Below are 14,412 nucleotides of genomic sequence, written 5' to 3' on the forward strand. Positions count from 1 at the left end.
TACCGGCAGATGGCGTCCGCGGCAGCGCGGGCGCCACACCGTCACCGTGGAAAGAATGGCGTATCCGACATCGTGAACAGATTCGTGGCAGCCGAACGAGCACTTCGTTCCGCTGCTCCGCACCACTTGGTGGACGTGGTCCGCGACGTACTGCACGACGACTGGTCGGCGCGGGACGTCGAGCTCTACCTGGCCGACTACGCGCTCCTCGCGCTGCGGCCCGTGCCCGCGCGCCCGCACCCGCCGGAGCCCCTGCCGATGCACGACGGTCCGACCGGCCGGGCGTTCGGGGCGCAGGAGCCGTACGTGGAGAAGCGCGGCGACGGCCGGGTGCGGGCGCATCTTCCGGTCACCGTCCGCGGTGACCGGCTGGGCGTGCTGCGTCTGACACTGCCGTCCGCCGCGCACGCCGAGGAGAGCCTCGCCGAACTGACCGAGCTCGCCGAGGTACTGGGACACGAGCTGGTCGTCGCGGAGCGGGACACCGACGTGTACGTCCGGGCACGTCGCTCCAGCCGACTGACCCTGGCGGCCGAGATGCAGTGGCAGCTGCTGCCGGGCCGGTCCTCCACCCGGGCCGAGTACGCGCTGGGTGGCCAACTGGAGCCCGCCTACGCCATCTTCGGCGACAACTTCGACTGGTCCGCCGACGCCGACCACCTGTTGCTGTACATCACCAACGGCATGGGCGAGGGCATCGAGGCCTCCCTGCTGACCCATCTGGGAATCAACGCGCTGCGCAACGCCCGCCGGGCCGGCATCCCCATCGCGGACCAGGCGGCTCTCGCCGACCAGGCCCTCCACGCCCAGTACGGCGGCGACCTCCACCTGGCGGTGCTCCTGCTGGATCTGAACCTGGCCACCGGACACCTGGAGGTCGTCGACGCGGGCTCCCCGCGGATGCTGCTCCTGCGCGAGGGGAGCGTCAGCTCCGTCGCCCTGGAGGCACAGCTGCCGCTGGGCATGTTCGAGGAGACGGACTACACCACCCAGGAGTTGACGATCGAACCGGGCGACCGGCTCGTCTTCGTCAGCGACGGGGTGTACTCCGTCGCCACACCCGGCGGGGAGACCTACGGGGAGCGGGCACTGGCCCGGGCGGTCAACGCCACCCGTCTGCTGCCCGCCGCCGATGTCCCCGGCGCGGTGCTCCGAGAGCTCTCCGGACACCGCGGCACCCCCGTGGCGGACGACGACGCGCTCGTGGTCTGCCTCGACTGGTTCGGCCGCGAGGAGGCCGGCCGGTCCCACCGATGAATTCGTCCACCAGCCGTTTCCCGATGCGGGGAGGCGCACGACAGCACATGAGGAGACACCCGTGCCGGAACAGGACACGGCAGGCCAGCAGTTGACACCGGCGCAGGAAGTGGCGGACTTCCTGCGCAACCGCCAGGAACAGATCGCCCAGCGCTGGGCCGACGCCGCGCTGTTCCGTACCGTCTTCACCCACTCCCGGGACGAGGCGGTGGAGGCGGGCCGGGCCGTCGTGGACGCGCTCGCCGCCGTGGCCGCCGCGGACAGCGTCGAGGACGCGGAGTCCGGCGGCTTCCACGTGGTGCGCGAACAGCTCGCGCGGACGGCGGCCTCCCGGGCCCGGGCCGGTTCCACCGTGACGCAGATCTCCGCCGAGGTGGACGCGCTGCGGCCGCCCGTCACCGAACTCCTCGTCGCCGAGTTCGCCGCCGCGCCGGCCACACACCTCCGCGAGTGCACCACGACCCTGACGGTCCTGATGGGCACCCTGCGGCTGGTGGTGCTGGAGACCGCGCTCAGCGAGGGCGAGGAACTCATCCACCGGCAGCGGCTGCAGCTGATGGAGGTCGCCACGCCGGTGATCAGCCTGTGGGAGGGCATCGTCGCCGTCCCCCTGATCGGCACGCTGGACAGCGCGCGCAGCCAGGTGGTGATGGAGCGGCTCCTCGACTCGATCGTCGAGCAGCACGCCCGGTTCGCCATCCTGGACATCACCGGGGTCCCCACCGTCGACTCCCTGGTGGCCCAGCACCTCATGAAGACCGTGGCGGCGGCGCGGCTGATGGGAGCCGAGTGCATCGTCTCCGGTATCCGGCCGCCGATCGCGCAGACCATCGTCCATCTGGGCATCGACCTGAGCTCGGTGCTCACCCGCACCAGCCTCGCGGACGCCCTGGCCTACGCGTTGCGGAAGCTGGGGACGGACATCGTGTCCCGCGACGGCACCGGTTCGGGGCACAGGTGAGCGGCGAACTCTTCGCCGCGTACGGCGGACCGTCCTCGTACGGGGCGCCCGTGCCGGTGCTCAAGCTCGGCAACGTGCTCCTGGTGTCGCTCCAGGGCGATCTGCACGACGGCGCGGCGGAGCAGCTCCAGCAGGACATCAGCGACACGGTCGCGCGCAGCGGCGCCACGGGCGTGGTCATCGACCTCTCCGGTGTGGAGATGGTCGACTCGTTCCTGGGCCGGGTGCTCGGCGACATCGCCGCCCAGACGAGCCTGCTCGCCGCCGGAACGGTGGTGGCGGGCATGCGTCCGGCCGTGGCGATCACCCTGGTGGAGCTGGGTCTGACCCTGCCGGGGCTGCGTACCGCGCTCAGCACCGAGGACGCGCTGCGCCTCCTCGGCGAACCGGACCCGACCTTTTCCCGCCGAGGGCACGCCCGCCAGGAGAGTCCGTGATGCAGACCGCCGGCGGCATCTCCGCCTGCCTGCCGATCCACTCGGACCTCGATCTGGTGTGGGTACGTCAGCATGTGCGCCAGGCGGCCGCCCAGCTCGGCTTCAGTCTGGTCGAGCAGACCAAACTCGTCACCGCCGCCAGCGAGCTGGCCCGCAACACCCTCGTCCACGGAGGCGGGGGCCAGATGGAGTGCGCTCCCGTGGACAAGGGCGGCGCACGGGGGCTTCGGCTGGCGTTCAGCGACGAGGGGCCCGGCATCGCGGACCTCGACCAGGCCCTCATCGACGGCTACACCTCCGGCGAGGGCCTGGGGATGGGTCTCGGCGGCGCCCGGCGGCTGGTCCACGAGTTCGCGATCGACAGCCGCCCCGGCTCGGGCACGACGGTCACGGTGACGTCCTGGCCGGCGGGTGCGCCGCGCCCGCGTGAGGAGCGGTGATGCCACGCGTCTGGGAGGTTCCGGTGCACGATTCCACCCGGGTGCGCGACGCCCGGGTGGCCGCCGAGGCCGCGGCCGCGCGGGCCGGGCTGGACGACAGTCGTGCCGCCGGTTGCGCGCTGGTCGCCACCGAACTGGCGACGAATCTGCTCAAGCACGCCGGTGGCGGGCTGATACTGCTCGACGTCGTCTCCCGCCCCGCCCCGGAGCGGGCGGACGGCGCGGCCCCCATGGTGCAGATCGTGGCGATCGACCACGGGCCGGGGGTGCGCGACGTCGCGGGCGCGCTGCGGGACGGCTTCTCGACGACGTCCTCGCTCGGCGCCGGTCTCGGCACCTGCCGACGGGTCGCCGACGACTTCGACCTGCACAGCACGGTCGGCCGGGGCACCATCGCCCTGGCCCGGCTCGGCGCCCGACCGGAACGCCGCTCCGGTCCGTCCCCCTCCCCCGCACCGGCCGTGCGCGCCGGCGGCGTCAACGTGCCCTTCGCGGGAGCGGAGTTCTCCGGCGACGCCTGGGCCTGGGTCCAGGCGGGCGACCTCACCACGCTGATGCTCGCCGACGGCCTGGGCCACGGCACGGCGGCGGCGCGGGCCTCCTCGGCGGCCGTGGAGCAGCTGTACCGCGCGCCCGAACTGCCCCCCGCACAGCTGCTGCGACGGCTGGAGGGCGCGCTGCGCGACACCCGGGGCGCGGCCGTCGCCGTCGCCCAACTCGACGTAGGCGCAGGGCGGTTGCTGTTCTCCGGCATCGGCAACATCGGCGCCCGGCTGCGCACCGGCGCGGACTGGCAGCCGTTGCTGTCGCGGCCCGGCATAGTCGGCGCCCATCGGGCCGCCCATCTCCCGCAGCACGAGGCGGCCTGGGAGGACGACTGCCTGCTCGTGCTGCACAGCGACGGCCTGCCCAGCCGCTGGAGTCCGGGGCCCGCCGCCCACAGCCCCTCCCTCGACCCCGCTGTGATCGCCGCCGTGATCGTGCGCGACGCGAGCAGCCCCGCCCGGCCGGTACGCGACGACACCACCGTCGCCGTACTGAGCCCCTCCCCGCCGGACCACCTTCCATGACCCGTACCTGGCATGTCAGTTCCGTCACCGACGCCGCCCGGGCCCGTATCGCCACCGCACGGCTGGCCACCGCGCACGGCGTCTCCCCGACCGACCGGGCCCGGCTGGTGTCCATGCTCACCGCGCAGCTGCGGCAGTGCCTCACCAAGGGAGGCGCGTGGCTGCTGACCACGCGGGTCACCACGGCGCGGCCCGGCGGTACCCGGTTCCTGGTCGAGGTGACGTCGCCGAACCGGCGGCCGGGCGAGTTCCGGCAGCCCTGGCGGCTGACGGTCGCCTGCTCGGAGGAGGGCCGACTGCCGGACAGCGAGTACGTGTCCGGTGATCCGACGACGCTCGCGGAGGCCCTGTTCGGGGCCGACGAGGACACCGCGCTGCTGCTGGAGAAGCTCGACGAGCAGGAGGCGCTGGTCGCGTTCCACCGCGAGGAGCTCCACCAGACCAACCAGGGCGTCCTCGCCCTGCACGCCGAACTGGACGCTGCCGGGCGTGCGCAGCGCGACCTCTTCGCCGCCGAGCAGAAGGCCCGCAAGGAGGCCGAGAACGCGCGGGGCCGTCTGACCTTCCTCGCCGACGCCAGCGCCGCCCTGACCGCGTCCCTCAACCCCGACGCGATCATGCGGCTGCTGCCCACCCTCCTGGTGCCCCGGTACGCCCGCACCGCCGACGTATGGCTGTTCGACGGGGAAAGCGACGTGGCCCGCGGCGGCCCCCGTCCGGCCGCCGCCGTCGTCGCGGCCCGCCGCGGGCGCCCCCAGTACGCCGCCGACCACCCCGGCGGCCTCCCCGGAGTCGACGACCAGCCGCCCTCGGCGCTCGACCCCGCCCGGCCACTGCTGTGCGTGCCCCTGATGACCCGGGGCGCGCCCCTGGGCGTGCTGACGCTGTCACCGCCCCATGACGAGCGCTGGGACGCCGACGACGCCTTCATGCTGATCGAGCTTGCCCGGCGGGCCGGTGTCGCCCTGGAGAACGCCCGGCGCTTCGAGCACAACCGCGACATCGCCGAGACCCTGCAACGGGCCCTGCTCACCGAGCTGCCCACCACCCCGGGGCTACGGCTGGCCGCGCGCTATCTGCCGGCCACCCGGGGCCTGAACATCGGCGGCGACTGGTACGACGCCTTCCGCCAGCCCGACGGCGGCCTGATCACCGTGATCGGCGACGTCACCGGGCACGGTCTGCACGCCGCGGTGATGATGAGCCAGCTGCGCACCGCGCTGCGCGCCTACGCGGTCGACGGCAAGACCCCCGGTCAGCTCCTCACCCACCTCCATCTGTTCCTGCACCATCTGCAGCCCGACCTGTACGCCACCGCCGTCATAGCCCGGTTCCATCCGCACGAACCCACCCTCACCTGGGCCGCCGCGGGACATCCGCCGCCGGTGCTGCGCTCACCCGACGGGGAGGTGCGGATCCTGGACGCCAAGCCCGGCGCGATGCTCGGCATCCCCCTCCACCAGGAGATCGCCGACCACACCGCCCCGCTGCCGCCCGGCTCGACCCTGGCGCTCTACACGGACGGGCTGGTGGAACGCCGTGCCCAGGGCATCGACCCGGGCATCGAACAGTTGGCCACGGTCCTCGGGGGGCTGCCGCCCGCCACGCTCGACGACGACCTCGAGGAATCCGCCGACCAGCTCCTCCACCCCTTGCTGGACGACGAGCACGAGGACGACGTGTGCCTGCTGCTCTGCCATGTGCACAGTGCCGCGGGGCGTGTCACGGCGCAGCTCGCCTAACCGGATCCCCCCAGGGCCCGCAACACCTGCTCGACACGCGCGCGTCGCGCCGGCGGCATCGCCGCCAGGACGTCGCCGAGACGCGCGGACAGACGCTCGGTGACGTCCGCGAGGAACCCGTGCCCGCCCTCCGTCAGCACCAGGCGCACCTCGCGCCGGTCGTCGAGCCGGACGTACCGCTGGAGCAGACCGGCCGCTTCGAGCCGGTCGCAGAGCCGACTGGCCGTGGGCAGGCCGACGGCGAGCTGCTCCGCCAGGGCGGTCAGGTTCAGCTCGGGACGATGGCGCACCGCTCTGAGCGCCAGTATCTGTCTCGGGGACAGCCGCGGCGTGACGTCCTCGACTGCCGAGAACCAGAGCGGCACCAGGTTCTCCACGGCGTCGAGAACCTGCCGGTCGAAGTCGGCGGGGCCGGTCATGCGGGGGGCCTACCCGAAGTGCCCGGGAGTACACGGCAGTCACCGGATGCTCACCGACCGCCCAGGTCTCCCGCGCCGGGCCGGCGCCGCTACGCCTTGTAGGCCACTCCCCCGTACACGTCCGTCGGCTCCGGGTCCGTGCCCGGCTCCGGACGCCACAGCGGGCAGGACACGATACCGGGCTCCAGCAGCTCCAGGCCCTCGTAGTAGGCGTGCAGCTGCCGGGGGCTGCGCAGGACGTACGGGACGGCGCCGGTGTCGTCGTAGCCGTCCTGGGCGCGCTTGAGTTCGGCGTCCGTGTCCGTGCTGTCGTAGTGGACGAAATAACTGCCCGGCGGCAGGGCGGCCTGGAGGCGGCGGACGATGTCCTTGGCCTCCTCGTAGTCCTGGATGTGACCGAGGATGCCCATCAGCATCAGCGCCACGGGCTTGCTGAAGTCGAGGATCTTCCCGGCGGCCTCGAGGATGGTGTCGGGGTCGTGCAGGTCGGCGTCGACGTAGTCGGTGACCCCTTCGGGTGTGCTGGTGAGCAGCGCCTGCGCGTGCCGCAGCACCAGCGGGTCGTTGTCGACGTAGACGATGCGGGACTCCGGGGCGACCTTCTGGGCCACCTGGTGGGTGTTGTCGTACGTCGGAAGGCCGGTGCCGATGTCCAGGAACTGGCGGATTCCGCGCTCGCGGGCCACGAAGGTGACCGTGCGGATGAGGTAGACGCGGGAGGCGCGGGCCATCGTCTCGATGTTGGGGGCGATCTCGCGGTAGGCGTCGCCCGCCTCGCGGTCGACCTCGTAGTTGTCCTTGCCGCCCATCCAGTAGTTCCAGATGCGGGCCGAGTGCGGCACCGTGGTGTCGATCTTCGACAGGGCTTCCTGATCGGGAGTGGGGTGGCCGTCTGCCATGGGAACTCTCCTGCCTCACATCGCGTGGTCGTCGCTAACCTATCGTCAACTGCCGTGCGTTTCGCCAGAGTTGTGATGAACGAGAAGCGGGAGCACGGATGGGGCCGCCCGACTCGCCGACATCGAGGGTCACCACCGGCACATGCTGGGCGAGGGTGCGGAACACCCGGGCGTAGGCGGTGGCGGCCTCCGTGGCCTCGGACGTGGTCAGGTGGAGCATGGCTCCGTCGCGTTCGGCCACGGCGTCGGCGAGATCCAGGGCCTGCATCCAGGTGACCCGGGAGCGGCCCCGGCACAGCGGCCCGTGGACGAGTTCCGCGATGAGGTTCCCGTCGACGGCCAGGCGTCCGGGCCCGGCGAGGAGTTCGCGGTAGGGCAGGGCCGGGTCCAGGTGGTGGAGGGACGTCGGCATGTGGCGGACCTCGAAGCCGAGTTGGGCCAGCTCGGCGACCAGCTGGGTCCGGCCGGGTCCTTCGTGCCCCTCGATGATCAGGGTCCGATACCGGGTGAGCGTCGGGGGCGAGGTCATCCCCGCCCCTCGGGAGCGGCCCGGCCGGGGCGGCCGGCGTGTCCGGCGGACGGCATGGCTCGACCCGGGACACGAGGCGGCGTACGCATGCCGCTCCCTTCGGGTGGTGCGCGGCGGGTGTCGGCCTCCCGGACCCGTGCGCGGCCCGGAGGTGACCCCAGTCTGGGCGCGGCCGACAGGTGACGGGAGTGCGTGTACGGGTTGTCCGGTTGTGCGGGCGTAGTGATCCGCGCGGCGACCGTATCGGCCGTCAGGTCGAGCGGAGCGTCCGCGGGGCCGTCGGGTGCGGTGGAGCGGCGGCCTCAGGCGATGAGGAAGTCGGCCTCGCCGGCCTTGGCGCCCTCCAGGAACGCCACCATCTCCTCCCGTGAGTAGACGAGGGCGGGGCCGTCCGGGTCGGTGGACTGGCGGAAGGCGACACTGCCGTCGGGCAGGCGCTTGGCCTCGACGCAGGAACCGCCGTTGGTGCCGCTCCAGGGTTTGCGCCAGCCCTCGGCGCCGAGTTCGGGAGCGGGCATGCCGCTGTGGACGGGGCCGTCGGGTGTCCTTGCCATGTTCACAACTCCTTGCGTAGTGCCGCCAGGATGTCCCTGGTCCGGGCCACCGGTTCCGCCTGCACGGACATCCGGTCCAGTACCTCCAGATAGGTCACGACGTCCACGGGCTGGTCGACGTACTGGGCGCCCGCGAGGCCCTCGGTGTAGACGATGTCGGGGAGTTCGGAGAAGCCGAAGCGGAAGTAGTGGAAGGGGCCGTACGCCCCCGGGTGGGGTCCGGCCGCGAACCGCATGATCTGGATCCTGACCTTGGGCCGTTCCGTCGCCTCGACGAGCCGGTCGATCTGGGCCCGCATGACCTCGGGGCCGCCCACCGGCCGGCGCAGTACGGTCTCGTCGAGGATGGCCCAGACGGCCGGTGCCTCGGGTTTGACCAGCAGGTCCTGGCGCCTGAGGCGCAGCTCGACGTGGCGCTCGACCTCCTCGGGGCTCGCGTTGGGGAAGCCGACCCGGATGAGGGCGGCGGCGTAGTCGTGGGTCTGCAACAGACCGGGGACGTACTGGGGTTCGTAGAGCCGGATGACAGCGGCTTCGCTCTCCAGGCTCACGTACGCGCTGAACCACTCCGGCAGCACGTCGCGGAACTTGTGCCACCAGCCGGGCTGGTTGGCCTCACGGGCTAGGGAGAGGAAGCCCTCGATCTCGGTGCCGGAGACCCCGTAGGTGCGTAGCAGCTCCTTCACGTAGGGGATACGGAGACCGACCTCGGCCTTCTCCATGCGGCGGACGGTCAGGGCGGTGACCTCGATGGCGCGGGCGGCGTCGTCGAAGGAGACTCCGGCCTGCTCCCGCAGCTGGCGGAGCCTTTTGCCGAGGACCATGCGCAGGACCGTGGGCGCCGCAGGAGCGCTCCCTCCTGAGCGGGTCTCACTCACGTGCAACCTCCCCGGGCGGGATTCACAGCGTGCAGTGTGCCACGCGATCCGTTGACACGGACAGGCTCTCGCCGTTCATTCTGAAATTATCAGAACGCAGGTTGCGGGCTGCGTTGTTCGGCCACCATAGTGATCGAGCGACCTGCCGCACATCGCGGGCAGCGTCCCTCGAACTCCTCCGGCCCGCCCAGGAGTTGGCGCCACGGCGGGCGCGGGTCAAGCCGTGCGCCGACACGATGCGACATCTGGATGGCCGCCGTGACGAACGGATTACCAAGGAGCCCGGTCAAGGGGACCGGCGGGCCCAACAAGCCGCTGGCGACGGCTTTGAAGGAGGCGGGCTGCTCGTACGCGTCCCTCGCCCTCCGGGTCAATGAACTGGGCCGCTGCCAGGGCACGGAGACCTGCTACGACAAGGCCTCCGTCACCCGCTGGCTCCAGGGCCAGCAACCACGTGGCAACACACCGGAGTTGATCGCCGCGGTCCTCGGCGAACGGCTGGGCCGCGCGCTCACTCCGGCCGACCTCGGTTTCCCGCTCGATCGCGGACGACCGGTGACGGGACGGGCGTTGATGTACGTCGAGAACGTGGCGGAGACGCTGCACACCCTGGCCGAGCTGGGCTCCACCGACATCGCGCGGCGCAGTCTGCTCGGTTCGGTGCCGTTCGTTCCGGGAGCCCTGACGAACCCTCAGCGGGCCTGGCTGCTGTGGCTGGTGGAGAGCCGGGACGCCCCCCGCCTCGCACCGGTGTCGGGTGGCGGGCCGGTGGAGCAGGTCCACGCGATGCTCCGCATGTTCGACGAGATGGACAACCACTACGGGGGCGGCGGTATCCGCACGAGCATCGTGCAGTACCTCACCACCGAGGTCGTCCCCCTGCTCCAGCAGCGCGGCATGCCGCCGCACCACCGGCGCGAGCTGTTCGCCGCCGCCGCCCGGCTCGCCGCCATGGCGGGCTGGAGCTCGTACGACGCCGGGGAGTACGGCCTGGCCCAGCGGTACATGACGCAGGGGCTCCGGCTCTGCGCGGAGGGCCGCGACCATGTGCTGGGCGGGCAGATCCTGGCCGGGCTGTCCCATCTGGCGACCAGCCTGGGCCGCCCCGACGAGGGCGTGGCCCTGGCCCGGGCCGGGGTCGCCACCGCCAAGGACGCGGGCAGCCCCCTCGGCCTGATGCGGCTGCACGCCATGTCCGCGCGCGGACACGCGGCGCTGGGCCGGCCCCGCGAGACCGCCGAGGCGCTGCGCGCCGCCGAGAAGCAGCTCGACGCGAGCCGGGGTGCCGCCCAGGAGTCGCCCTGGGTCCGGTTCCTCGACCACCACTATCTCCAGGCCGAGTCCGCCGTCTGCTTCCGCGACCTGGGCCTCGCCGCGCAGGCCGAGCACACCGCGCGCGAGTCGGTGCGAGCCCACGCCGACCGCCGTCGGCGCCAGGCCATCAGCCGGTCGGTCCTCGCGACCGCCCATCTCCAGCAGAACCGCCTCGACGAAGCCATCGCCACGGCCACCGACGCGCTCGAAGCGCTCAGCGGTGTGCACAGCGAACGGTCCATCCAGGCCCTCCGCGACTTCCGGGGCCGACTGGCGTCCCGCCGCCACGAGCCCCTCGTGGCGGACTTCGAACGCCGGTCGCGGATGGTGCTGGGGGCGGCGGCCTGACGGTGGGACCGCTTCGGCCCAGGACTGCCTCAATAGCCGTCCGGCGAGGGCGCGTTCTGGGCCCGGTCCACGGGCAGGTGGGCGCCGGAGACGCCGGTGGCCCAGTCGGAGAGCAGGAACACCACCGTGCGCGCCACCTCGTGCGGGCTGACGGGGGCACCGGTCGGCAGCTCCGCCCCGACGAAGGCGTCGTACGCCTGCGGGTCCTCGCGGCGCATACGGTCCCAGCGCCGGCCCGGGGTCAGCATCGAGCCCGGTGACACGGCGTTGACGCGGATGCGGTCCGGGCCCAGCTCGCGGGCCAGGGAGGCGGCCAGGTGGATCAGGGCGCTCTTCGCCACGCCGTACTGGGCGGGCGGCCCCGGCTTCCAGCCCGAGATCGAGCCGATCAGCACGATCGAACCGCCGCCGGCCGCGCGCAGACACGGCAGCGCGGCACGGACGAGACGGGCGGTGTGCCCTACGTTCAGTTCCCAGGTCGCCGCCCAGTCGGCGCCGTCCGCCTGTTCGAAGGCGCCACCTCGGGAGCCGCCCACACAGGCCACGAGGCCGTCGAGCCCGTCGACTCCATCGAGTACATCGACTCCGTCGCCTCCATCTGCGCCGAAACGTTTCGTCGCTGCCGTGACGAAGTCCTCCAGTCGTCCGGGCTCGGTGACGTCGAGTCGATCGGTGAAGAGCCGGTCCCGCTCCTCCCCCGTCAAGGAGTCGCCCAATGCCCTCAGCCCCGCCTCCTCCCGCGCGCAGGTCGCCACCCGGGCGCCCTCGGCGAGCAGAAGCCGTACGACGTCCGCGCCCAGACCCCGGCTGCCCCCGGTGACCACCACCCTCTTGCCGCGCATGCCGGGCCAGCCGGCCGGGACGTACCGCTCGCCAAGCAGCGGGTTCTCGTCGACGTTCACCATGGTCGGGAACCTATACAGCGCGCGCCACTACCCGCCCGCAACTGCACAACCCCTCCACCACCTGGTGATGTGTGTGCCCGGTGCTGTTGTCTTCGACAACAGCACCCCCAAGGACTCGGAGGACACTCGATGACGGCGGTCAGTGTCGGCACATCCCGCCGACGGATCCCTGCCGCAGCGGCACACGACCCCGGGTGGAGCGTCCTTGACGCCCCGTCCGGCGGGGCCGACCGACCACTGGGCGGGGTGAGGCTGCCTTGATCCCCCTCAGGAGACCCCGCCTCTTCCCGAGGGCGGTACGCGCCGGGCGCGACCTGCGCGTGACGTTCGCCGAGCCCTCGCCCGGGTCGCCCCCGTCACGGACCGTGGGCCCGGTCGCCGAGTCGGGACGCGGGCTGTGTGTCGTCGCCGCGCCGGGCGACGACCGGGGTACCGATCCACCGGAACCGGGTGACGTGGGCGGGACGGTGTGGTTCTCGCTCGCCGCCGGGGAGCCGATGTGAAGGGCGCCCCTGCCGTGGAACCCACCTCCGACACCGCGCCGCCCCGCGCACGGGTGCTCGCCGCCGAGCTGATCCGCCGGGCCGAGGACGAGCGGCGGCTTGCCCACGAAGCCCGCTCCACACCCACCGCGGGGGCCCGCGACCGTATCGCCGCGTGCCGCGCCGGCAACGGGAACGCCCTGCGCGCGATCGTCGGCCGCCACGGCTGGCCCACCGCCGAGTCCGTCGGCGAACCCGCCTCCACGGCGGCCCTGATGATCCTTCTGCACTCCCCCGACCTCGGCTTCCAGCTCACCTGCCGCGACCTGATCGCCGAGGCCGTCGCGGACGGCCGCTGCCCGGCCGTGCACCACGCCTACATCGCCGACCACTGCGCCGTAGCCCTGAACCAGCCCCAGTTCTACGGCACCCGCATCAACCCCGGCACCCTCTTCCCGTACCCCGTCCGCCACCCGGAGACGGTCGACGAACGCCGCCACGACGTGGGCCTCGGCCCCCTCGCCGAACATCTGCGGGCGGTGCGGTGCGGGTTGGGTGCGAGCGGCGGGCTGTAGGCAAGGGGCTCGACCCGCTGCGGGTTCGACGGCGGGGTGGATTCGACCCGAGGAGTCCCCAGGTCGTCGGATCCGGGTGAGGAGGCCTCGGCGCAACGGGCGCCGGAACGCCGTGGGGGCAGGATGTCGTCGACCGCGATGAGATCGGTCGTCGGTCAGGTCGGTCGGGGTGATGGCGGCGGCGCGGTGTTCGTCCGGCGCCGAGGGCGCTCCGCCGTTTCCGGCTCGGATATCCGATCGCTCCCGTCCCGTGATCGCGTTACGTTGGCGCGATGTCCGAACTGCGAACCGATCGTCTTCTCCTGCGCGACTGGCGGGAGTCCGACCTCGTCCCCTGGGCGGCCCTGAACGCCGATCCGGAGGTGCGGAAGTACTTTCCGGGCGTCCTCACGAGCGAGCAGAGCGCGGCGTCCACCGCGAGCTTCCAGGCCGACCTGGACCGACGGGGCTGGGGCTGGTGGGCGGTGGAGGTGCGGGCCACGGGCGAGTTCATCGGTTTCGCCGGACTGGATCCGGTGGACGAGGGCATGCCGTTCTCCGGAGTGGAGGCGGGCTGGCGGCTGGCGCGTACCGCGTGGGGCCACGGTTACGCCACCGAGGCCGCGCGGGCCGTCGTGCACTTCGGCTTCGACCACCTCCGGCTCCCGGAGATCCTCGCGGTGACCACCGCCACCAACCTCCGCTCCCGGGCGGTGATGCGCCGCCTCGGCATGACCCGAGACCCGGCCGACGACTTCGACGACCCGACCGTGCCGGAGGGGCCACTGCGGCGGAACGTGGTGTTCCGGCTGGCGGTGAGCACCTCGTAGCGCAGGCGGGCTCGGCTCGCCGGGCTTCCTCCCGACGCCCTGGCGTCGGATGCGTCCCATGCCGACCGGGGCAAGGAAGAAAGGACGACGCCCAGGCCGACTTCGACCAGGGAACAGACGGTCTGCGTCAACTGGCAGACGCCGACTGTTCGTTGGGCGGCATCGCCGATGGACCGGGCCGCCGCCGGTCCGTCGGCGTGCGGACGGAGCATCATGTGGCCGACCTTGTCCTTGTCCTCCGGGCGGCGGACCGGCAGGCCCAACGGGGGCCGCGCGACGCCTGGGACCTGTCCGGGCGATCCCGACGGTGGCCTTGACCTCAAGTTCGCTTGAGGTCGCAGAGTGATCTGCATGAACACCGAAGCCGCAGATATCAAGGCCATCGAAGAGGTCGTGGCCACCGTCGAACGCACCCAGCGCGCCAGAGACGCCGAGGGATTCCTCGCGCTCTTCCACCCCGAGGCCCTTTGGACGACCGGCCATGGCAAGGTCCTGGTCGGGTTCGACGCCATCGCCGAGTTCACCCGTGCCGTGCTGCCCGGCGCCGGCTGGGACGGCGAGGTCACGTACGAGGCGATCCACACGCAGTTCCTGCGGCCCGACGTGGCAGCCGTCAAGGTGCGGCAGGTCTACCACTCGGCAGAGGGTGACACAGAGGGCGCCCCGCTCTACGTCATGACCAAGCAGGATGACGGCACCTGGCTGTTGCACGCCTGCCAGAACACCGAAGTCCGGTCGGAGTAGGACGGGGTGGCCGTCCGCCGCGTGAGCCCTCGCGCAGACGGGCGGCCTG

At 72.4% G+C, this 14,412-nt stretch carries 17 protein-coding genes; 11 read left to right on the forward strand and 6 right to left on the reverse strand.

The features are described 5' to 3' along the window. Positions 1 to 72 precede the first annotated feature (72 nt). The 6 genes from OG202_RS01780 (at position 73) to OG202_RS01805 (ending at position 5,907) form a co-directional block, all read left to right on the forward strand. The gene (locus OG202_RS01780) at positions 73 to 1,257 is read left to right on the forward strand and encodes a PP2C family protein-serine/threonine phosphatase (protein ID WP_326573536.1); all 1,185 of its coding nucleotides are present in this window, start codon (positions 73 to 75) and stop codon (positions 1,255 to 1,257) included. Between the two features lie 61 nt (positions 1,258 to 1,318). Next, positions 1,319 to 2,218, forward strand: coding sequence for an STAS domain-containing protein (locus tag OG202_RS01785; RefSeq protein ID WP_326573537.1), 900 nt, complete (start codon positions 1,319 to 1,321; stop codon positions 2,216 to 2,218). After that, positions 2,215 to 2,655, forward strand: a complete 441-nt coding sequence (locus tag OG202_RS01790; RefSeq protein ID WP_326573539.1) for an STAS domain-containing protein — start codon at positions 2,215 to 2,217, stop codon at positions 2,653 to 2,655. Before OG202_RS01785 ends, OG202_RS01790 begins: the two co-directional genes overlap by 4 nt. Further along, positions 2,655 to 3,095 carry an anti-sigma regulatory factor gene (locus OG202_RS01795; protein WP_326585473.1) on the forward strand — a complete coding sequence of 147 codons (441 nt, stop codon included), beginning with the start codon at positions 2,655 to 2,657 and terminating at the stop codon, positions 3,093 to 3,095. Before OG202_RS01790 ends, OG202_RS01795 begins: the two co-directional genes overlap by 1 nt. Further along, positions 3,095 to 4,165 (forward strand): ATP-binding SpoIIE family protein phosphatase, encoded by a 1,071-nt coding sequence (locus OG202_RS01800; RefSeq protein WP_326573541.1) that lies wholly within the window; start codon positions 3,095 to 3,097, stop codon positions 4,163 to 4,165. Before OG202_RS01795 ends, OG202_RS01800 begins: the two co-directional genes overlap by 1 nt. Continuing rightward, positions 4,162 to 5,907, forward strand: a complete 1,746-nt coding sequence (locus OG202_RS01805) for a PP2C family protein-serine/threonine phosphatase (RefSeq protein WP_328222208.1) — start codon at positions 4,162 to 4,164, stop codon at positions 5,905 to 5,907. Before OG202_RS01800 ends, OG202_RS01805 begins: the two co-directional genes overlap by 4 nt. Here the strand turns inward: OG202_RS01805 and OG202_RS01810 are convergent. From OG202_RS01810 to OG202_RS01830, 5 genes are all read right to left on the reverse strand, one after another. Then, positions 5,904 to 6,326, reverse strand: a complete 423-nt coding sequence (locus tag OG202_RS01810) for a MarR family winged helix-turn-helix transcriptional regulator (RefSeq protein ID WP_326573545.1) — start codon at positions 6,324 to 6,326, stop codon at positions 5,904 to 5,906. The genes OG202_RS01805 and OG202_RS01810 overlap by 4 nt on opposite strands. A gap of 89 nt (positions 6,327 to 6,415) precedes the next feature. Continuing rightward, on the reverse strand, positions 6,416 to 7,225 hold the full coding sequence (locus OG202_RS01815) for an SAM-dependent methyltransferase (RefSeq protein ID WP_326573547.1): 810 nt from the start codon (positions 7,223 to 7,225) through the stop codon (positions 6,416 to 6,418). A gap of 34 nt (positions 7,226 to 7,259) precedes the next feature. Continuing rightward, a complete protein-coding gene (locus OG202_RS01820; protein ID WP_326573548.1) occupies positions 7,260 to 7,754 on the reverse strand; it encodes a hypothetical protein in 495 nt (164 codons plus the stop codon). A gap of 302 nt (positions 7,755 to 8,056) precedes the next feature. Next, positions 8,057 to 8,308: a DUF397 domain-containing protein gene (locus OG202_RS01825; RefSeq protein ID WP_326573551.1), complete on the reverse strand. Its 252-nt coding sequence runs from the start codon at positions 8,306 to 8,308 to the stop codon at positions 8,057 to 8,059. Positions 8,309 to 8,310: 2 nt separating this feature from the next. Then, positions 8,311 to 9,132 (reverse strand): helix-turn-helix domain-containing protein, encoded by an 822-nt coding sequence (locus OG202_RS01830; RefSeq protein WP_326585474.1) that lies wholly within the window; start codon positions 9,130 to 9,132, stop codon positions 8,311 to 8,313. Between the two features lie 303 nt (positions 9,133 to 9,435). On the opposite strand from OG202_RS01830, the gene OG202_RS01835 reads away from it, so the two are divergent. Further along, positions 9,436 to 10,848: a hypothetical protein gene (locus OG202_RS01835; protein ID WP_328222209.1), complete on the forward strand. Its 1,413-nt coding sequence runs from the start codon at positions 9,436 to 9,438 to the stop codon at positions 10,846 to 10,848. Positions 10,849 to 10,877: 29 nt separating this feature from the next. On the opposite strand, the gene OG202_RS01840 is transcribed toward OG202_RS01835, so the two are convergent. Further along, a complete protein-coding gene (locus OG202_RS01840) occupies positions 10,878 to 11,753 on the reverse strand; it encodes an SDR family NAD(P)-dependent oxidoreductase (protein WP_328222211.1) in 876 nt (291 codons plus the stop codon). 257 nt (positions 11,754 to 12,010) lie between these two features. Between OG202_RS01840 and OG202_RS01845 the strand changes: the two genes are divergently transcribed. The 4 genes from OG202_RS01845 to OG202_RS01860 all read left to right on the forward strand — a co-directional run bounded on the left by OG202_RS01845 (position 12,011) and on the right by OG202_RS01860 (position 14,363). Next, the gene (locus OG202_RS01845) at positions 12,011 to 12,256 is read left to right on the forward strand and encodes a hypothetical protein (protein WP_327731796.1); all 246 of its coding nucleotides are present in this window, start codon (positions 12,011 to 12,013) and stop codon (positions 12,254 to 12,256) included. Between the two features lie 14 nt (positions 12,257 to 12,270). Further along, positions 12,271 to 12,810: a DUF6624 domain-containing protein gene (locus tag OG202_RS01850; protein WP_328222213.1), complete on the forward strand. Its 540-nt coding sequence runs from the start codon at positions 12,271 to 12,273 to the stop codon at positions 12,808 to 12,810. Between the two features lie 272 nt (positions 12,811 to 13,082). Continuing rightward, positions 13,083 to 13,619, forward strand: coding sequence for a GNAT family N-acetyltransferase (locus OG202_RS01855; RefSeq protein ID WP_326573556.1), 537 nt, complete (start codon positions 13,083 to 13,085; stop codon positions 13,617 to 13,619). A gap of 351 nt (positions 13,620 to 13,970) precedes the next feature. Beyond that, positions 13,971 to 14,363 carry an SgcJ/EcaC family oxidoreductase gene (locus tag OG202_RS01860; RefSeq protein WP_327731795.1) on the forward strand — a complete coding sequence of 131 codons (393 nt, stop codon included), beginning with the start codon at positions 13,971 to 13,973 and terminating at the stop codon, positions 14,361 to 14,363. Positions 14,364 to 14,412: the final 49 nt, after the last annotated feature.

The sequence above is a fragment of the Streptomyces sp. NBC_00310 genome (genome assembly GCF_036208085.1).
GTDB lineage: Bacteria > Actinomycetota > Actinomycetes > Streptomycetales > Streptomycetaceae > Streptomyces.